We start from the raw sequence: 20,148 nt of genomic DNA, 5'->3' as shown, positions 1-20,148 counted from the left end.
TAAGATGTTTCAAAAGTTTTATTGAAAAGCGAATAGCCATCAAGAAAGCCTGATTGTAAAAGCGTGCTAACAACCTGGTAGTCTATATCGCCACGACTGTTTAAATTTCGAAGTTTAGAATTATTTTGTTGTTGGGAAAACATGCTATCTCTGATACCTGTTCTTGTATAGAATAAACTATCATGTGGTGAAAAGGCATTAAAATCGCCAAGAATAATCGTTGTATTCAACTTATTTTTTTCTTCAAAAGCTTTAATATAGCGTTGCTCTCCTGGAGTCTTTTAACACTGCTAAATGGAGAAAAATGTACTACAAAAAAACCCATACCATTAATTTCGGCGTAAAGACATCCATGATGCATACCCTCAATAAGTTTACAAATATTACGAATAGGATAACGTGATGAAATGCCAACCGGATATCCATCTTCTTTTACTATAATGGCGTATGGATGTCCCCAGGTTTTCGCTAAGTTTTCAAAAGAAGCCTGTGTAAAATGATTCAGTTCTTCAAATGCAATGACATCGGCACTTTGTTGGCGGGCCCATCCCACAAAGGTATTTCGTCGCTGTGTCTCACTTTCAAAACCATTCCAGACATTATAAGTTATAATCGAGAATGTTTTTTTCGGTTTTGGTTTAGCGGTTGTGGCAAGACAACATAATATAAATACACAAGGTAATATACGTACTACAAATTTCATAGCGGTGATACATTTTAATACATAACAATCGGGATGGATATCTTCAGCAATTATTGTACAACTGTCAAAATAGGATAATGACTTATGCAGATTGCGGCTGTGCCAGGTTTTTAACTTAGTGGGATCTATTTTCAAACATCATTTTTGCGCCGTTTTTTGTTTCATGAATTGTGATATTCAATTTTGATTTTATTTTAGCTGAAAAAATGTGCTAATAGCAGCATGATCTGAAGGAAACATTACAGGATGATAATCAATTACCCTCGATTCGATTGAATTAAGATTTTTTCCTTTATAATAAATAAAATCGATTCTATCTCTTACCCCATATTTATCAGTTGTGGTTGCGGCTCTTACTCCCCAGGTCAATCCTGGATCCAACAGAGGATTGATGTGCAGCTTGCGATAGCTGTCTGTAAATCCGGCATTAATCATTTCCTTACTTTCCGGCCATTCAACGATAAGATTGTAATGAAGTGCCTTAGTCGCAACTGTCCAGTCGAGATGAGAACCCATATTAAAATCTCCGGCCATTATGACTGGTATATCATCAGCGTTTTTAAGATAGGGATTTATAAGTTTTAAAATTTCTTTTATTTCTGCGTGCCGGGTAGACGCTTCATCCTTTATCAATTCCTGAGCGTTTGCATTCTTCAATCTGATGCTGGCATCTACATCCGGTAAATAATTTAACCAGGTATCAAAAAAGATAAGGTTTTTGTCAGGGCTCAATTTAAGTTTCACTCCGCCGAAATTGGAAGGCTGAAAAGCTTTGATAGTTTCAGTAATCGGAAAGCGGCTCATAATGGATAAGTTAGGGCTTATCAAATAAAAATAATACCCTAAAGAATCGGCAATGACCTCGCCCGAGCCATAAGTTTCAATAAGCCCAATGACATCAGCATTGCTTGATTTAATAGTTTCAATAACACGTTGTAAACCCACAGCTTGCCCATAGCGATGCCCACCGTGCCAGATATTCCAAGCAAATACTTTTAAATGCCGGGGAGCCTTTCCCTTTTCGTTGCTTTCTGTACCGGGATAAAATTGGCAGTATAATTTATTAACTTGGTTAGCATTTAAGGCTGACTTCCATATTTTCACTTCATCTATATATCCATTAAAGGCGTTCCATTGTGCATTTGATCCGTATTCCCATTTTTCATCCGATCCACCGATAATTGTCGCCAGCTCTGTGTCAAACCCCATTACACCAGGCGTATTATATATGGCTACGTTTTTACCATCCCAAAATATCCATACTTCTTGTTTCTCCCGGTTGACAGTAAAAATAATTTGATGCCATTTTCCATCATTGACTCTTTGTCTTGCTGCGGTTGGTTTGTAATCGTATCGGTGTTTCCCATCATTTAAAATCAATGCCCAAGCGCCATTTTCCTGGGTATAAATTTGCCATCCGGCTGTAGTAAGATCATCTGCTTTTTTATTTCCCATTATTGGTGTTCCCATTATTGCATCAGGCAGGGTTTTAATCCATACCTGTACAGAGAAGGTGTTTTTCTCATTAAATACCGGAATTGTTCCTTTATCCAGTTTAATTGGCCTTCTTAATATTGCATTCGCCGACAGATCCAACGCATCTCCACTTACTCCCTTTGCATATTGAGATTGCTGTAAATCGACAGCATAGTAAGCACTGTCATCAGTAGTAATTTTCTCCTTAAAATTAAAGTCATCAAAATTTACATACAATAAGGGCTTTTGCGCATTGGCTGTAACTTCGCAAATAAGGCAAAAAATAAGAATAAACTTTGTATAGGTCATTTTATTTCATTTTATCTTCCAAATTTCAATTTTTATCGTATAAGCATAAGGCGCTTTTATTTTGTTTGGTTTATAGGCAGGCAGTTCAATTTCCGTATTTCCGCTTTTTATTTTCCATCTTATAATTTGCTGTGTTGATAGGACCCTCATAATCGTTCCATGTGGCACTATGAACGAAACAGATTTATTTACATCCCATTACCGCCACCGTTTTATTGGTATCAATTATTTTTTTACAAGTGAATGATTCTTTCCTATTACTGATACTTGCTGATAACCTCGGCGCATCCGGATGCTTTTTGTCCGTCGGCGTTGGAGACATAAACTGGCTTTGCTTACCTTCAATAATAATCTGTCCCGAAGGTTCAATCGTAACAAAAGCATATAATGGATCTTTATACCAAGCCCTTGGACCTTCTGATCCAAAGCCATCACCTGTATAATAAAAAGAAGCACTATTCATCTGGAAGTAATGTACCTTATTGATATAGCTATGATCATCTACATGATGATGGCCGCAAAAACAAGCAATTACTTTTTGAAGTCGCTTCTGTTATTAGCGTCGTCTATTACCTTTCGCACTAAATGTCGATTAGGAACACTCCAACCATCCCATATTTCATCAAAAGCCTGGTGCGAAATAATAATACATTGCTTATTTGTTTTTTCCAGATCATTCTTCAACCAATCAATTTGTTCAGGGTTAATCAAATCACGTTGCTGTTGATCAATGTAATAATTGCTGTTCGCATAGTCCACATACTGTCCATCTTTTAAAATGTAGTTGCAATCCAATACTACAAAGTGGAAATCACCTTTATCAAAAGAATAATATTTTTCTTTCATTCCCCATAATTCCATAACCTCTTCTTTTGTGCCCAGATCCATATCATGGTTACCCAGCACGTGATAGCGCTCACCCTTATATTGGTTCCACAATTGTACAAATGGCTCTGCTTCTGGCGTAGGATGACAGAAGTCGCCGCCCTGCAAAATAAAATCCAGTTTACGTTGAGACGCTGCAGCTAAAAAGGCCTGCAACCTTCGCGTAGCATCTTTCATAAAGCCATGATGCACATCAGTAATCCATCCAATACGGACAGCACTTCCTTTATGGACTCTGGCATATGATGGAAAAGCAAAAGACTTCAGGTTGCCTGCACCAATGGCTGCTGTAGCAAGCCCGGCATTTATTATAAATTTTCTGCGGCTGTTTGGCATGATTAAAATTTTATATTATTAATGTTCTATTGTAGTCTTTACTCATTTTTATTAAGGAGCCGTAGGACTACGGATCCTGATTTGATTGCTTGCGATATGAAAAAACTGTTTTACCAATCAGGATTTTGAGTCAGGTTCTTATTCAACAGCAATTCAGTTGTTGGCAATGGAAATAAATAATGCTGAGGATCATTAAATTTTTTAACTATAGATCCGGGCTTATCTACTATTATATTGCCGGAATTCCCATTAGACAGAAATACGTCTGTATTAATAATAGCATAAGTAACGCCAGGGTTGGATTAGTTGGCTGAGCGGTAACGATGGCGTACTCAGGAGATCCATCCAGATTTAAATCATATTCACCCAGGCCTGGGAAATACGCGCCTTTGAAAACTTCTGCCAGTAACGCTCCCACTTTCCAGCGCATAAGATCAAGATAACGTAAATTTTCCGAGACCAGCTCTACACGACGTTCTCGCCTGATCTCAAGTACAATATTCTTCATAGGTCCTGAAACGTTAGGATATTGAGCTGCTAATACCGGATCAAGACTTACTGCCATTGTAAGCGCCGGCATTCCTGCCCTGGCTCTGAGTTTATTTACTGTTAAATCAAGATCTGCCTGCGTTAATTCTCCTAATTCTGCTCTTGCTTCGGCATATATCAACAGCGCTTCGGCATACCTGATAATAGGTGCGTCGTTATCTGATTGTCCGTATATAACTTTGTTAGGATCATCCTGATAAAACTTTATCTGGGCATAGCCAGTCGGATTAGCTCCTCCAATTCTTGGATTAGGACTTACTTTTGGACCAGTGATATTAGACGGATTGAATCGCTTATAAAATGGATTCACGCTGGTTTGCAACAGTCGCGGATCACGGTTAGCAAATTCCTGCATATAGGTCATCGTTGCATATCCGGGCTTATCGGTAAATCGTGACCCGTCTTTCATTAGATATGAATTAATCAAGGACTTTGTATATGCCCATCCATATCCTCCGTTAATATCTGCAGTAACAGAGTGCATAATATTCAAATCGGTTCTGTACTCCCTTGCAAGAATTACTTCAGATGTGGATATTGCATCCATCTGGAAGAGATTATAGTAATCAACATCCGGATTACCAGTTGTATATAAAGTATATTTATTGGCATCTATGAGTTCTTTTGCTGCCTCCTTTGCTTGCGTTAGAAATTTATCAGCATCCGCGAGCTGTCTATACTTTCTCCAGGTGCCTTCAAACAAGCATATTCGCGCTTTAAAAGCTAAAGCAACATACTTATGAATGGTCCATAACGGAGTAGTGGTTCGAAGATTGGCTACCGCAAAATTAAGATCTGCTAAAACAGAATCCATTACCAATGTTCGTGGATCTCTTGGCCTGTTGAATTGCTCTGTGTCTTCACTGCTCATTGTTTTTGAGTACCAGGGTACATCGCCGAACCTGGCCACCATATCATAATAAAACCAAGCGCGAAAAAAACGAGCTATTCCGGCATGATGATTTTTAGCAGCATCAGGAGCATCTGCCTTGCTGTAATTCTCCAGAAAATAATTAATGTTGCGTAAATAACCCCAGGAAAGACTCGAATTAGTAGACCATCTGGAATCGGTGGAAGGTATGAGATGTGCACCTTCAACCACTCTATTGCGGGGTACCGTTTCTTGATTATCACTTTGCCCATCGCCTTCCATTATGGTCTGCGCGCTCGGTATATAACCATAAAACCCGTTTGTAAAAAGTTCAAGGTCTTTCTCGGTTTTGAAAAATGTTTGGGGTGCTATAGTGGCAATAGGAAACCGGTCTAATTCTTTTTTACAACTTGTAACGATACTACCAGTTATGATCAATGATAGTAGTAAAAATTTATTCTTGCACATAATTTTTAAATTTTAAGGGGTTGCTTAAAAGGTGATGTTCAATCCAGCTGAATAGGTTCTTTGAAAGGGATAAGCTTTCCCTGTTCCCCAACTAGAACTGGTTAGGGCTTCAGGGTCCAGTACCTTGAATTTCGTTTTATTAATTTCCCCAATATTTTCCCCGCTTAAGTACAACCGGACTTGCTTAAGGCCAAGCTTATTGATTATTTCCGCTGGTAGATTATAGCCAAGCGTGAGATTTTTAATTCTCATATAAGCGCCGTTTTGTAAATAACGGGTTTGAACAACTCCCATATCTCTCCATGCATCAAGCCCAAAATCTCCGACTCTCCATCCGGCAAACCTGGGAAAATAAGCATCGGGATTTTCAGGAGTCCAGACATTATCAATCACATGTTTATACACTTGCTCCCAGGGTGCAAAATATTGGCCCCAAAAATATCCTGTCCTGTCGCCAGGCCAATAATCCCTTTTTCCCACTCCCTGTAAAAAGATGCTCACATCAAATCCTTTCCAGGCTACCGAAGTGTTGAATCCAAAAGTATAACGCGGCGTATTATTACCTATTATAGTCAAATCACCATGATCAGTAAGCGTTTGCTTGCCGATATTAATTTTGCCATCGCCATTTAAATCTACGTATTTAGGATCGCCGGCTTGAAACCCATAGTAGCCATCCAGCTCTGATTGATCGGCATGGTTGGCTACATCTTCATCGCTGGTAAAAAAACCGTCGCCGATCATACCCCATATTTCACCAACTTTTTTACCCACATACCAATCTTTGATCAGACCATTAGGATTATTAAATTTTGTAATGGTGGTCTGGTTATCTGACAATACAAATCGGAAGTTGTAGGAAAGTGGTGAACCTGCAACATTAAATTTGTCATTCCATGTTAGCGTCATCTCCCATCCTTTTGTTCTTAAGTCCGCAGCATTAGTAAGAGGAGGAGCCGTGCCCAACACGGCAGGGAGCTGCTGAGGTACGGTCAACATGTCTTTTATATCTCTTATATAATAATCAAAAGAAGTACTTAAACGATTTTTTAAAAGGGCGAGATCAATTCCAAGATTTTTACTGTTTTGTTTTTCCCATGTTAAGCTAGAGGAAACCAGCCCGGGTGCATAAACAGCAGGCGGATGTGTCCCTCCAATTATATTACCAATTTTTCCTTCGGAACGTAAAGAGGCTATGTATTCATAATAGCTAACATCCTGGTTGCCCAGGGAACCATAAGAGAACCGAAATTTAGCATCATTAATAACACTTTTCAGCCCACTGAAAAAACCTTCTTCAGATATTCTCCATCCCGCAGATACAGATGGGAAATATCCAACGCGATCATTAACAGGGAATCTGGATGTAGCATCCATACGCGCATTCAACTCTAACAAGTACTTATTATCATACGTATAGTTTATTCTTGAATAAGCGCTGTTCAAAGCATATTCTCCACCATCAGATGTGAAACTAGAGTTGGGGTCAAGCGCCAATTGTAAAGTTGGCGTACCGGTGTTGATAAGGTCATTCCTAAAAATAGAATTAGATTCTGTATGGTATCGTTCACTTCCAATACCGGCCATAACTTTTAAATAATGTTTTGCTGCCAATGTCTGCTCATATTCCATATAGGCATTCAACACTTTTTGAATAGTTTGGTTACTACCTACCCCGATCCCGCTTCTGCCATCCTGTATAGTCCTGGTTTCATCTGCTGTTTGATAAAAGATAGGAATATAATTATCCTGGTTATTTCCTGTAATATTTCTAAAAGTATAACTTACAAAACCGCGGAGTTTGTTATTCAAGAAACTTAGCTGCGCATCAAAGCTGGTTAAATTATCGTTGCTTGTATTTTTACCTCTTCCGCCATCATAAAGATAAGCTACGCTATAACTGTTCGGAGTCCAGGTTCCGTTAGGGTTTTTAGAATATTCAGTGACGGGTTTCTTCCTATGTCGTGATAGATATCGCCTCTGGATGGCCCATTCCAATAAGTTGGATATTCATTTACAACCCTGCCAATTTGTGTTGTATTACCGAATTTCAGCCATTTAGTGGCCTTGAATTCTATTTTGCCCCTCATAGAATACCTGTTCCATTCGTCGTTCTTTCCCTCCAAAATCCCCTGTTGATTAATATAACCCAAGGAAAGATTATACTTTACTTTATCAGAACCACCACCTACCGATAAATTATTTTCCCAGGTCGGACTTGTTGCTCTATAAAGTTCATCGAACCAGTTGGTATTTCCAACATAAACGTACTGGGTAGGATCTGATGGATTAAGATAATAAGGAGGAAGGCTGGGGTCTTGGGAACGCTGGTTCGCATAATCTATCATCTGCTGAGTATAGCCGGGCATGTTGGTACCATAATAAGAACTATACCCTAAATTTCTATATTTAATAACAGTGGCAGGATCAGTTATTACTTCTGGTAATTGCGTGATCTTTTTAACTGAATAGTTAGACGAAAACTGAACAGTCACCCCGGAGTTATACTTGCCCGATTTAGTAGTAATTAAAACTACACCAAAAGCGGCCCGCCCCCCATAGATGGCGGAGGAAGCAGCATCCTTAAGCACCGAAATACTTTCCACATCCTGTGGATTGAGACGCGTTAGTTCAGAAGGGTTATTTAAAGGCACACCATCTACAACAAATAATGGGTCGCCCCCATTAATAGAACCAAAACCTCTTACATTAAAATCAGGAGCCTGGCCAAGCTTGCCGCTCGAATTAGTGATATTTAAATTTGGTATTACACCTTGCAGTCCCTGACCTATATTTGGAATAGGTCGATCTTTTAAAACATCGCCGCTGACTGCAGAAATAGCGCCTGTCAGATTGCGTTTTTGTTGAGATCCGTATCCAACAACAACGACCTCACTCAAATCAGTATTGGAAGGTTCGAGTTGAACAGATACTATAGCCAAACCATTTATCGGCAATTCCTTTGGGTTATATCCAACAAAGCTTAATTGAAGGGTATCCGTAGCCAAGGCATTTATTGAAAATGATCCTTGTTCATTTGTAATGGTAGTTTTACTCGTATTTTTAAGTTGTACAGTAACTCCCTGTAATAATTGTTTGTTATTACCTACAACTGTACCAGTGACCTGATGATCCTGGGCAAACACAGTACCCTGACTGCAATACATAACAGTAAGAATGCATGCCATAGTGTAAAATAAAATTTTCATGTGCTGTTTGTTTTTTAGTGTCTTTTTAACAAAGATGTTTACAGGACATTAGCAGATCGTTAAAACAAAGTAATTTTTTAGTTAACAAATACTAATATTTTGTTTAGCGTAAATATACCACAATTAGTAAACAAAAGTTAAGTTATACTAAACACGCGCAAACGTTTGCGCGCCTTAATTGCAGAGCGGTCAACGAAATACTGAAGAATGAGGAATCTCTAACATATAAAATTCCTATACAATCAATAACATCATTAATGAATTCTACAGTTTTACAGGATAGCAAAATGTCAAAATAATTTAGCTTATAGGTGCATATTTGTTAGGCGCATTAGCAACGTGAGGAGGGTGATCGGAATTTTATGCCAGCACGAATTACCTTTCCTATTCGCATCCAGAAATTTCAAATAATGATGCAACAGATATTATTCAACGATACCTATCAATTTGTTTTACTAAAGGATCTTTTGTTCTACACATCTGATTTTCTAGGTATAGAGCAATCCAATGACTTATTAGACCTTTTACTCCACACGGTGCCTTGGCAACAACCATCTCAGATAAAAAGTCATTTAAAAAACAAATCACCTCGGCGTTTTCTTCAATAATTATTACAGGTTCCTTTTCTGTTTGCTGCATAATTATAGCGATTATCCAGTTAGTACATATCATCCTAGAGTTAGGATATCTTAGTGGATTACACAACCTAAACCTCGTCAGATGTTATGAACGATTTTTCACAATCGACTGTAGATATACCGTTCCAGGAAAAGTCTGTCACTATTTCAATCTGTTTTTGTTCTGCCATCATTTATGTTTTTTAACAAAAAACTTGTATTTTTATTTTGCGTTAACAGAGAAGCCCTACACCGTCACTCTAAAACATTTAGCCTTCATAAACCTCTATTACAATGAAAAAAGCACTTGTACTTTTGAGTTTACTTATTGCATCCTCAAGTCTTGTCTACAGTCAATGTACCGGCCCTGATGGCGATTGTGATGGTGATGGAACCTCTAACCATCTTGATCTGGATAATGATAATGATGGAATTCCCGATGCCCTGAAAACCAATTTGAGTGCGGTGCAATTAACTACTCAACAGGTACAAAATATTATAACGACTCCCTTTACTGCACCAGTTGGTAATTGTAGTGCAAATTTTTCGATCAGTAATGCCACGGCGCAGTTAATAGCTGCTTCGGCACCTGCGCAGTCTACCACGGATATGCGAAACATGATAGCTGCCCATAGGGGTACTGCGCTACCAATTAGCGTCGTGCAACATTTTACTATTACCCAACCCAACAACCCTCTGGTTGGTACGTTAAATGTTGCGATTACTCCGGGCTCCTACCGGGATTTTTCGCTTTATATTGGAGACCAGGAAAACAGTACGTTTACGATCCAGGTTTATAACGCCGCAAATACTCTTCTCACTACTTCAGACTGGTTGGTCGCTGCTTATACAAGAACCGGCACCGCGAGTAATGTATTTCCGGCACCTACTTTTAACCCAACTAGTCTACAATTAGACCCTGCAGCGGCGGGTAATATTGAGAACGATGCCTATGCTATAACATTTGGACCTACAACCATGCAACAAGCTGCCAGGATCGAAATATCCATGGCCAGAACCAGTACCGTGAACAATCAAGATGTTTTATTATTTGCGGTCGCCGGGGCTTGTGCAACAGATACAGATACCGATGGTATTCCCAATTTTCTGGATACGGACAGTGATAATGATGGATGTCCTGATGCATTAGAGGGTGGAGCCAGCTTTACCTATACGAATTTAGATGCCAACCTCCGACTTACTGGAGGTATAGGCAGTAATGGAATACCAACAACTGCAGGTACCGGACAATCAATAAGCGCAGCAATAGACCCTGCTTTGAGGGATGCACAGTTTGCCTGCGATCCACCAGAAACTTATCCTGTCAGCAATAGTTTGAGCGGTCGGGTACCTACCAGTCCTGTAAGCTTGGGAGGCACTCCGCCACTTGGCAGTGATCCTATCGACCAGCCGGCTCAAGGTGCCTGGTCCGGAACGGGAAAGGGTATTGTTATTACCACATTGCCAGGTGATGGATTTATCCTAAGTTATAATGGAACGCCAGTTGTAGCGAACGAAGTAATTGACGATTTTGATCCCGCGCTCTTAACCATACAAGCCGGGCCCACTACACCGGGTGGAACTATCAGCGCCACATTTAATTATGCAGCCGTGGATGCCCAAGGAAACCAAAGCACTACAACTGCTGCGTACACTGCAACCTGGGAACTGGCCCTACCTGTAACGATAGGATCGGTAACAGCCACTCTCTCCAATGGCCGGCTATTGGTAAATTGGACAACAGTCAATGAAACCAACAACCGGGAATTTGTTGTGGAAGGATCAGTCGATGGAAATGAGTGGACAGCTATTGGCAAAGTACCAAGTAAAGCTCCTGGTGGTCAGTCTAGTGAAACGCTGGAATACGAACTCAGCAGCGATCTGGCAAGTATAGCACTTGGTGGGCTTAGTTTGGCAATGCTACTGCTTCTACCAGTATGCAGGTCGCGTAGATTACGTTTTGTGATGATGCTGGCCGCTGTTTTATGTATTGGCGCCTGCGGGAAAAATGCCAGGGAGATAGAGGCGACCACTTCACAAATCGGCTATATTCGAGTGGCGAACTATGATATAGATGGCAATGTGCAGTATTCCAAAACAGTGAAAGTAATACATAAGTAAACTTCCAGTATTACAAATTATATGACTCCTGTTATCTAAGTTAAGGGGCTTAGTTTCTTTTAAAGATACATGTGCGCCTTTTAGATACTAGGAAAGACGGATTTCTTCTTTAAATATTTAAGCAGTAAAGAAATCAAGACCTGCCTTTAGACGCGGTACAAAATCGTTCTGTATTTCAAAACAAACGTTCTGGTTATCTTTAGTAACACTCATTAAAATATTTCCGGAAGGATTGGTAAATTTCACCGCATTGCCTCGATATCACTAATACCAAGAACGGGAATAATATTTTTTACAAATTCAACACGGTTCTGAATCTTCCTTAAAGTTGCATAAGTAACAAGATCTTCTACTATCTTTTTAAGCCTTGCCAGCTCATCATTGACGGGGTCTTGTAATTGCCATACTCTAAAGGATGTTGAGCCGTAATAAGCCGCTGCTGTTTATTCCAACATGAAGCAGGAATTTTAATGCCGGTACTAAATAAAGGTTTATGTTTTTCATCATAGCAGTATTGGACAAAAATCGAAGAACTACCATCGCGAAGAACTCTGTTTGTACAACAGATCAGTTTAATTGGGAGTGACATAACAACAACAATTTTAATTGACTCAAGTAGTCTTAAATCAGGTCTACTTTTGGTCTACTTTAAAGAGCAGAACACACCCATTCTTACTTGTCTTTATTGCAACTTAACGTAACCTTTCAAAGATAACTATATCAAATTTATTCTTTATTTCACTTACTGATTATTTAAAGTACTGAATTAGATGGGATGTCTTTTATGGCGAAGGATAGAAGTTTAAAATGCGTTGTTGCTGATGTTCATGGTTTTTTATTACGCTCATTGGTAGTTCCATATTAAATACATCTATCAACTCGACTCTTTATAATCAAATACTGACACAGATGGGAAAAAAGCATATCTGTTTTCTGGTATAAAATAGCGCGATCCTTCATAGCGAAATCCGCTTTCCAGAAGATATTTCCCAGCATAATCATATAACAAGCGACCCGCTGCTGCTAATCTGCCATCATCCACCTGATTTCCATTTACACCATAATCCAAAGGGTTACTACTGGCCAAATCCAACTGATCAAGCTCATTAGATAATACATTTAATTTCGATGCACCCAAATTATTTACACTATTTTCAAATTGTTCATAAACCGCTGTGGCCCCAATATGATGCTTTCCAAAAGTATTATCATACTCTATATAAAAGTTAAACTGATATGAATTTTCGTTAACATAGAATTCGCGCAAGCTATTACCATCACTTCTGATAAAGGTTTTAGAAAAATCTATCTGATCACCTACAATATGGTTCTTTGAACCCAGTGTATTAAATGTATATAAATTGTAAGGCCTGTTAAGCAGCTTTCTAAAAGTGTTACGGTTATAGTTAGCAAAAGTACTACGCAGTGCCAGGCCTTTTACAAATGGAACTTTATATTTTACTTCAGTTAAAATCTGATAATCGGTAAATTTCTTGTTATTGTATCCGGTATTACCGTTAACTACTTCACCCGGATGCCATTTCATAAGGTTTCCTACCGGATAATCTATTCCATCAACATTAATATAATCCGGTGCCATACGGCCCCTTGTGAGCAACCCTTGGTAAAGATTTGCCATATCGTCCCCATCATAATCATACTCCCAGTAGGGTTTATGATCTTTGCGTATATCGGCGTTCATATTCAGGGATACTGTCAAGTCATCTGTCACCTGGGCTTCTACCTTTGCCCTGGCATTAAATTTTTGATAATCTACATTGTCAAATGATCCGGTTCCTTTATAAAAGGATCCGCTCAGAAAATAGTTTATTCTTTCAGCTCCTCCTGAAAGATTCAGTGTGGTTCTGTATTCTTGTGGTCTCTTAAAATATTCATCAAGCAAATTCCAGTCGTGGGTTTTAAAGTATTCCAGTTCATCATCCGCAAAATAGGTAGCAAGCGACTGATAATTGTCAGGATTATTTTGCTTTAACAGGTCATTGATTAAAATAGCTTCGTCGTACGCAGTCAACGTTTCCGGCGTTTTAGTTGCTGCTGTAATGCCATAGCTGCTGATCAGATTAATTTGTGGTGGCCCCTTACGTCCTTTCCGTGTAGTAACAACTATTACGCCGTTAGATCCTCTTACTCCATATACAGATGCAGCGGCACCGTCCTTCAAAACAGAAATATTTTCAACCTCGGTAGCATCCAGGGCATCGAAGGCTGACTGATCGGGCTGAATAATACCATCTATCACAAACAATGGAGGTAAACCTGTGGTAACAAAGTTATCGTTTGCACGCACTCTTATAGTGGCCGCTCGCCCCGGTTTGCCACCGCCAGTAGTTATATTCAATCCTGGTACACGACCCGCCAAGGTCTGGGATAGATTCGATGTCGGTATTTCAGCTACATCTTTTGCATTAACAGTGCTGACGGACTGCAGTAAGTTTTTTCTGACATTAGAGCCATATCCTACAATAACAACCTCATCCAATTTATTTTCGACAGCATCCAGGACGGCTACAATGTTATTTTGTTCATTAACCGGAATTTCTTTTGTTTGATATCCTACTGCGGAAATGACGATAATCGAATTTTCAGGAACATCCAGCGAGAAATGCCCATTAGCATCCGTTGTCGTTCCGACCGTTTCACCCTTAACCTGAACGGATGCTCCCGTTAATGCTTCTCCGCTGACATTGGTGACTGTTCCCGTTATAAGGCGCCACTGTTTTTCCGCGGCCTTAACTGCAACCAGGTTGTTATTTAAGACAGTGTAAGAATAGCCTGAATTACGTAGTATAGATTGCATGACATAATCTATCGATGCGTTCACCACAGAGATATTTATACGTGCCTTCTTAAGCTTTAAATTATTATGGTAAACAAATCGATACGAAGTCTGTTGTTGAATGTTCGTGATAATATCACTAATAGAAGCATCCTTCAAATTGAGTGTAATCGTCTTCTGAGAATACCCTGTTGCAGAAGCTTGTACACACGCAATCGTTAACAATACCATCACAATCTTCATAATCAAGAATAGTTTTCTGGCTGACCATTGCCGGTACAACCCTTTTTTAAGTTTTGATTTTTGCATAATTTGCATAAGATTAAGTTGAGTAATAATGGGGTAACCTGTTTTTTACTTGAAAGGAGATGTTCCAGCATCTCCTTTTTAGTGCTTATTTTTCAATGACGATATCTCCATTTTTATTTTTGTGAAATTTAAAGGGATATGTAATCTGCAGAGCAGTTAAAGCTGCATCAATATTTTCTCCTTGAAACACAGCAGTAAACTTTTCATCTTTTAATGTATCATTCTGAATTAGAATTGTGACATTATACCATTTTTCAAATCGTTTGGCAATTTCCTGTAAAGGTTCATCACTAAAGATCAATTTGTCTTCCATCCATGCCAGTTCGGGAATGATACCAGTCGTATTCTCAACCTTAAGCGCCTGCATTTCATATGCTGCTACTACTTTAGCGTCGATTTTCTCTAGTTTTCCATTTCCCATATGAATCGTGACTTTCTCGTTTGGCTTCATCACGATGTTAAGGTTTTTATTTACAGCATCGGTTATTTCCACTGCTCCTTTAACCAGGGAGGTCTGTACTTCTTTTTCGTCATTATATGCCCGCATGTTAAACACAGTGCCTAATACTTTCACATGCACAGAGTTGGCCGAAACCACGAAAGGTATTTTAGCATTGTGAGTAACATGAAAAAGGCTTCTCCTTCTAATATTACATTTCGATTGGTTTTTCCAAAACCGTCGCTTAAATAAATATGACTTTTCTTGTTTAGGGTAACTTTAGAACCATCAGGTAAAGTGACATCGTATTTAGTATCACTTGATTCAATTTTGGCGGATATTTTTGTGTAGCGGGCATTGTCTATAAAGAAGAAACCTGCAATCAGGAATACTGGCACAACCAAAAATAGGCCAATGGCTAATTTTCTTTTTGATGAATACTTCTTTACATAAATTTCAGATGGTTTAATATATGCTTGGTTGTTAATCGCCTGGCTCACTTTGTTCCAGGCACTAAGAACCTGATCATCTTCTATTCTCACTTCTTCACTGTTCGCGTTGAAATACCTCTCATGCATTTCGAGTTGTGAAGCAAGTTGCGGATCTTTACTCAATATTTGCTCCAGCTCTTGCATTTCCTCAAGCGTAATATCATTGCTTAGCTTCCTAGCTGCTAAATAACACCACCTTGACATATTAATTTTTCATTTTTTTCAGTAATTATCTTTCCCTCTAAATCCTTACTTTAACTTGTATATGAGTTGCACGGATTTGGCTACTCTTTTTACGGCTATCGCCAGTTGGGCATCGACCGTTTTTATCGACAAATTCAATATTTCAGCTATTTCTTTATATTTTAATCCATCTTGCTTAGCCAATCGATAAACAGTTTGACATCTCGCAGGCAATTTGCTAACTGCAATATCATAACATTTAATAAGCTCATTATTTAATAGAAGTTCTTCGGGATTTTTGCCAACGAAAACAGGCTCTATTTCTAAAGAATCCAGACTTACAATTTCATTTCTCCCTGATGTGGTCAATCTTTTTATTGCCATATTCTTGGTGACAATATATAAGTAGCTATTAATATTTTTTACTTCAAGCAGCTTGCTACGACGATCCCAAATCTTAATAAATACATCACACACAAGTTCTTCAGCTAATTGCTGATCCTTAAGAATCGCTATTGCGAACCTCTTCAACTTTGCATAGTACAGATTAAATAATCTTTGGAATGCCCTTTGATCATCTAATACAGCTACCTGTTCAATTAAAATTTGTATTTCAACTGTCAACATTAATAAATGGCTAAATCGTTAAAATTCCTACTATTTGTCGTGAGACAGATAGGCACCTATTATATATATGAGTCCTAAAAGATAGAAAACCCCTAAAAGGTTGAAAAAAATTTGTGATTTGGTTAGTGAACTATCCCTCATTTGAAAATATATTTGCAATGTACAGCTTAGGGCATAGAGTTGCAGGTAAGTGATTGTAAAAATTGATGCAGTTTTGCCAAAAAATCTCTTAAGCATTGGTAAAGAATTATCAATAGGATTAAGCCATCGCAAATCCTTGAAAATTTAGTGTAACTGCAAAATCTAACGATGCCTAATATTAAAGGCCCGCATAACCTAATTTTTTCCCTGATTGTAGCGTCGCTTCTAAAAATTAAAGACAGATTATATGAGTATCGGGCTACCCTTTGTGTTATATAGCTGACCCGGAAATCAACGCTCTACTGAAGCTATTTGATCAATACGCTAAAAGTTATCAGAATTCAGAAAATCAGCTAGCATTACCGGTAAACTTGGCGCCGTTCGTGCCATGATCATATAATAAAACCTTATATAGAAAATGTTTACAAACAGGGGTCCCTCTGTACGGGTAATCATATTCTTTTATTCAATTCCTATCTGAAAGATTTTGACGAGAAGCATAACACCGCATCCGAATCGCAACTAGCAGATCCATTGCCACGATCGATTTTTTAATTACCTAGTCGAATTTATGTTTATAGGGGATATTTATTTTACATCACTTGGTATCATCTTTTTATTCAAAACTCACTTTATAATTTTTAAGCGCTGCGTCCAGATGGATGCCTTTCCTTAAAACCGGTCAATAGTATATTGTCCACTTTCATTGGTAGGTACTGTTTTGTTTCCATCCCTTTACTTCTACTGTAACTGCCGGTAAAGGTTGCGCCTGATGATCTGTTACTGTTCCTGTAACCGTAATTATATTTTGTCCAAACACTGCTATCCCAGAGCTTAGCAGCAACGTAGAGAAGATGGCTATTGTTTAAAAACAAGTTTTTTTAACATGTGGCGTTATTAGCAATCGTTGGAAAATAAAATGGCAAATACAAAGTACTTAAGGATAGTTAGATTTTTCTGATCAAATTATCGTCAATTCATCTCCATCATTTATATATTTTTATTTTATAGAAACAATAAATTTATTTCAATATATCTTTGAAAAAGCCATGATGAATATTACGTTGAAGCGCTTTTAAATTGATTTAACTCAAAGCATATCTTAAATTATCCCTGTTGAAATATCTGTTTCATATTGCATTAACATTTGCATTACTCTTTATCAATAAAGTTTCTACTGGATCGTTCTATTATTTCAGACATTATCAAGTGGACGAAGGGGCTGTACATAAATACTTCCGATGCATAGGTGTCGTATTTTGTCATAATATACACCGCCATGGATCGTACCCAATAATTGGCATACGATTTAATAGGCCGCATCTTAGAACCGAATTCATGAAATAGGAAAAATGAAGTACAACGCTAATAATCTTTTATCTAATTTTAAAAAATTTTGTAAAATAGGATATGCTGAATCTTTTTAAACATTACAGACTGTTAAAGAAAACAGATTGCAAAGAACGTCTAGTTATTTATAAAGTAACTTAAAAAAATCCCAGATTGATTCTGGGATTTTAACAAACGAAAACGAGTTCAATTTTTATTCTTTATTCGCTTTTACAGTTTTAGAATACTTTGTAGAACCATCTTTATCCACCTGCGCGATGCGCACATATACATCACCAGAGGTATCTAAGACATCTTTGTTCTGTTTATTACAAGAAATGATATAGACGGTAATACCAAACAAAAAGACTGCCATTAGCAGTTTCCTATACCTTCTGGCAACAGGGGTTATCATCAATAATAAAACAGAAATCCCTGCTACCACGCCAGACACTCCCTTAGAAAAGCTATATGTAAGTTCTGAAGAAGAGTTACCATTTTCAGCCTTGCTGTCTACTTTTCCTATACTTGTAAATGTTTTACCATCTGCTGAAACGTCCACTTCAAAATGATCATTATTAGTTTCAGATATACTGCTCCAGTTTACAATTAATTCTCCGCCAGTGATTGTAGCTTCCACCAAACCAAAGTTCACAGGAAGCGCTATTGAGAAGTTTAAAGTATAATCGGAAGCAGAACTTTGTACGTCAGACGCATCAAAAACTGCATATTGAAACGTTGTACTTGTTGTTCCAGTTGGAGTTGCATCACTTGGTTCTATTGTAAGCAATGTCGGGTCATAATCATCAATCCTTAGACCAGCAGTGACAGCTGTTCCATTATACGTTAGTATAAACCCATTGGTAGGTAGCGTTGTGATGGCAATACTTCTTCCTACCCAACTTTGTTGATTAACCGCACTCGCTGAATCACTTCCTTGCAGTGGATTCGCACCTAAGTTTGTTAAGGCTGGCATGCCATCGACAGGTACAGTTGTGACGTAAGACACTGGATCACAGGCACTCGTTGCAGCGATTTGAGATGACCCTACCGCCTGGCCATTTCCGGCTATCGCAGGAGCTCCATTTACACCAACTGTTCCAGTTAACCGGTTGTTGGCATCCAAGTTTGCGGTTGTGAGATTTGCCCCACCTTCTAAAGCATCGGGACAACCGTCGTTGTCGCTATCAGAATCCTGGAAATCAAAAATACCATCCCCGTCAGTATCTAAAGTACAAGGCGTATTAATAACAATATCGTCGTTTAAAATGTCTCGACTCGCTCCTCCACAACCAGCTCCCTTTTGCATAACAAATCCAAGGTAATAATTACCAGTCGGTAATGAAAAAGTAAAATCACCCGAAATAGTGACGTGGTTTGCTGCAAAGCCAGCTGCATTAACAACCTGAGGCACCTGGGTGCCAATCGCGCCACCACCACCTGTGGTCAGAGCGGGTCCTATTAACAAACTATTTGTTCCATCCGTGGAATATAAAATAAATCGGTAATTTATTGCACAAGGATTGGCGCTGGTATATCCAGTTTTATAAGAAAAGCTATATTGCTGGCCATTTGTTAGGGATACTGCGGTAACAGTTCTATAAGCCACATTAAAAGGTAAACTACTGGAAGGTGCATCAGCATTAGTAAATCCTAACCAGCATTAAGACTAAGAAGTTGCGTATTTTGGGTGGTACCGGTTGTCCATCCGGTTGGAACTGATCCATTTGTCCCTTGTGAAAAATCTCCATTGGCAAAAATACTGGTGGTATTGCACTCATCTACATCAGGAATGCCGTCGTTATCATCATCAACATCAACAGCGTTCAACACTCCGTCTCCATCGCAGTCATTAGGGGTTGGACCGCATTGAGCATTTACCAAAAAAAGGAAAGACTGAAAATAATGCACAAGCATAATTGTTTTTTCATGTTTGTAAGTTTAGAAGGTGAGGTATTAAATTTCGATATGGAAAAAACCAAAAGCGAAGATGAATAATTGCATATAATACTGCCTATGGCAGCTATGGAGGGCCTCATCGTTGCTACAGGAGTTAGTCTTTTACCGCCTCCAGCACTTTAGAGTAATGTCTGGTGCCATCTTTGTCAACCTCAACAATACGCACAAAGGTTTTATTCCTATCAGGGCTTAGCTCCTTATCATTTTTTATTACAAGATAGGTCATTTCTTTCATTGTCTCTTTTGTCAATTTCATATCACCCCTTGCCAACCAAAGCTCTTTTACTTTTCTAGCGGCCTCCTCTGGAGTTATTCGGATATACTTATAA

Annotated in this window: 16 protein-coding genes and 1 pseudogene; 1 reads left to right on the top strand and 16 read right to left on the bottom strand. The window is 38.6% G+C overall.

Annotated features, from left to right (window positions below):
- From MKP09_RS14430 to MKP09_RS14385, 8 genes and pseudogenes are all read right to left on the bottom strand, one after another.
- Positions 1-230: hypothetical protein (locus MKP09_RS14430; protein ID WP_240830678.1), on the bottom strand; the 230-nt coding region annotated here is incomplete at its 3' end.
- Positions 227-838, bottom strand: coding sequence for an endonuclease/exonuclease/phosphatase family protein (locus MKP09_RS14425; RefSeq protein ID WP_240830677.1), 612 nt, complete (start codon positions 836-838; stop codon positions 227-229). The genes MKP09_RS14430 and MKP09_RS14425, both read right to left, overlap by 4 nt.
- A gap of 54 nt (positions 839-892) precedes the next feature.
- Positions 893-2,488 carry a LamG-like jellyroll fold domain-containing protein gene (locus MKP09_RS14420; protein WP_240830676.1) on the bottom strand — a complete coding sequence of 532 codons (1,596 nt, stop codon included), beginning with the start codon at positions 2,486-2,488 and terminating at the stop codon, positions 893-895.
- Positions 2,489-2,672: 184 nt separating this feature from the next.
- Entirely contained in the window at positions 2,673-2,951 is a 279-nt protein-coding gene (locus MKP09_RS14415; RefSeq protein WP_240830675.1) for a hypothetical protein, read from the bottom strand.
- 68 nt (positions 2,952-3,019) lie between these two features.
- Positions 3,020-3,709: a metallophosphoesterase family protein gene (locus MKP09_RS14410; RefSeq protein ID WP_240830674.1), complete on the bottom strand. Its 690-nt coding sequence runs from the start codon at positions 3,707-3,709 to the stop codon at positions 3,020-3,022.
- Positions 3,710-3,938: 229 nt separating this feature from the next.
- A complete protein-coding gene (locus tag MKP09_RS14400; RefSeq protein ID WP_240830673.1) occupies positions 3,939-5,597 on the bottom strand; it encodes a RagB/SusD family nutrient uptake outer membrane protein in 1,659 nt (552 codons plus the stop codon).
- 24 nt (positions 5,598-5,621) lie between these two features.
- Positions 5,622-8,764 (bottom strand): annotated as a pseudogene (locus MKP09_RS28190) (SusC/RagA family TonB-linked outer membrane protein).
- A 471-nt stretch (positions 8,765-9,235) separates the two neighbouring features.
- Positions 9,236-9,445 (bottom strand): hypothetical protein, encoded by a 210-nt coding sequence (locus tag MKP09_RS14385; protein ID WP_240830670.1) that lies wholly within the window; start codon positions 9,443-9,445, stop codon positions 9,236-9,238.
- 272 nt (positions 9,446-9,717) lie between these two features.
- On the opposite strand from MKP09_RS14385, the gene MKP09_RS14380 reads away from it, so the two are divergent.
- Complete coding sequence (locus MKP09_RS14380; RefSeq protein ID WP_240830669.1) at positions 9,718-11,544, top strand: hypothetical protein; 1,827 nt, start codon at positions 9,718-9,720, stop codon at positions 11,542-11,544.
- Positions 11,545-12,418: 874 nt separating this feature from the next.
- Here the strand turns inward: MKP09_RS14380 and MKP09_RS14375 are convergent.
- From MKP09_RS14375 to MKP09_RS14340, 8 genes are all read right to left on the bottom strand, one after another.
- The gene (locus tag MKP09_RS14375) at positions 12,419-14,650 is read right to left on the bottom strand and encodes a SusC/RagA family TonB-linked outer membrane protein (protein WP_240830668.1); all 2,232 of its coding nucleotides are present in this window, start codon (positions 14,648-14,650) and stop codon (positions 12,419-12,421) included.
- A gap of 85 nt (positions 14,651-14,735) precedes the next feature.
- Positions 14,736-15,230 (bottom strand): FecR family protein, encoded by a 495-nt coding sequence (locus tag MKP09_RS27430; protein ID WP_240830710.1) that lies wholly within the window; start codon positions 15,228-15,230, stop codon positions 14,736-14,738.
- Positions 15,221-15,784, bottom strand: coding sequence for a FecR family protein (locus tag MKP09_RS14365; RefSeq protein ID WP_240830667.1), 564 nt, complete (start codon positions 15,782-15,784; stop codon positions 15,221-15,223). The genes MKP09_RS27430 and MKP09_RS14365 overlap by 10 nt, the downstream gene beginning before the upstream one ends.
- A 45-nt stretch (positions 15,785-15,829) precedes the next feature.
- On the bottom strand, positions 15,830-16,390 hold the full coding sequence (locus MKP09_RS14360; protein WP_240830666.1) for an RNA polymerase sigma-70 factor: 561 nt from the start codon (positions 16,388-16,390) through the stop codon (positions 15,830-15,832).
- 844 nt (positions 16,391-17,234) lie between these two features.
- Complete coding sequence (locus tag MKP09_RS14355; protein ID WP_240830665.1) at positions 17,235-17,375, bottom strand: hypothetical protein; 141 nt, start codon at positions 17,373-17,375, stop codon at positions 17,235-17,237.
- A gap of 699 nt (positions 17,376-18,074) precedes the next feature.
- The gene (locus MKP09_RS14350) at positions 18,075-19,469 is read right to left on the bottom strand and encodes a hypothetical protein (protein WP_240830664.1); all 1,395 of its coding nucleotides are present in this window, start codon (positions 19,467-19,469) and stop codon (positions 18,075-18,077) included.
- A gap of 44 nt (positions 19,470-19,513) precedes the next feature.
- Positions 19,514-19,777, bottom strand: coding sequence for a hypothetical protein (locus tag MKP09_RS14345; protein ID WP_240830663.1), 264 nt, complete (start codon positions 19,775-19,777; stop codon positions 19,514-19,516).
- A gap of 136 nt (positions 19,778-19,913) precedes the next feature.
- Positions 19,914-20,090, bottom strand: coding sequence for a hypothetical protein (locus MKP09_RS14340; protein WP_240830662.1), 177 nt, complete (start codon positions 20,088-20,090; stop codon positions 19,914-19,916).
- Positions 20,091-20,148 lie beyond the last annotated feature (58 nt).

It is taken from the genome of Paraniabella ginsengisoli (assembly GCF_022513635.1).
Lineage (GTDB): Bacteria > Bacteroidota > Bacteroidia > Chitinophagales > Chitinophagaceae > Niabella > Niabella ginsengisoli.
The sequence above is the reverse complement of the archived record's forward strand: the minus strand, read 5'-3'. Positions and strand labels throughout refer to the sequence as shown.

Excerpts from the sequence above, each read along its gene's own strand:
- MKP09_RS14360 (WP_240830666.1), bottom strand. The coding sequence starts at position 16,390 with ATGTTGACAGTTGAAATACAAATTTTAATTGAACAGGTAGCTGTATTA.
- MKP09_RS14345 (WP_240830663.1), bottom strand. The coding sequence starts at position 19,777 with ATGCTTGTGCATTATTTTCAGTCTTTCCTTTTTTTGGTAAATGCTCAA.
- MKP09_RS14380 (WP_240830669.1), top strand. The coding sequence starts at position 9,718 with ATGAAAAAAGCACTTGTACTTTTGAGTTTACTTATTGCATCCTCAAGT.
- MKP09_RS14365 (WP_240830667.1), bottom strand. The coding sequence starts at position 15,784 with ATGTCAAGGTGGTGTTATTTAGCAGCTAGGAAGCTAAGCAATGATATT.
- MKP09_RS14415 (WP_240830675.1), bottom strand. The coding sequence starts at position 2,951 with ATGAATAGTGCTTCTTTTTATTATACAGGTGATGGCTTTGGATCAGAA.
- MKP09_RS14420 (WP_240830676.1), bottom strand. The coding sequence starts at position 2,488 with ATGACCTATACAAAGTTTATTCTTATTTTTTGCCTTATTTGCGAAGTT.
- MKP09_RS14400 (WP_240830673.1), bottom strand. The coding sequence starts at position 5,597 with ATGTGCAAGAATAAATTTTTACTACTATCATTGATCATAACTGGTAGT.
- MKP09_RS14410 (WP_240830674.1), bottom strand. The coding sequence starts at position 3,709 with ATGCCAAACAGCCGCAGAAAATTTATAATAAATGCCGGGCTTGCTACA.
- MKP09_RS14385 (WP_240830670.1), bottom strand. The coding sequence starts at position 9,445 with ATGCAGCAAACAGAAAAGGAACCTGTAATAATTATTGAAGAAAACGCC.
- MKP09_RS14375 (WP_240830668.1), bottom strand. The coding sequence starts at position 14,650 with ATGCAAAAATCAAAACTTAAAAAAGGGTTGTACCGGCAATGGTCAGCC.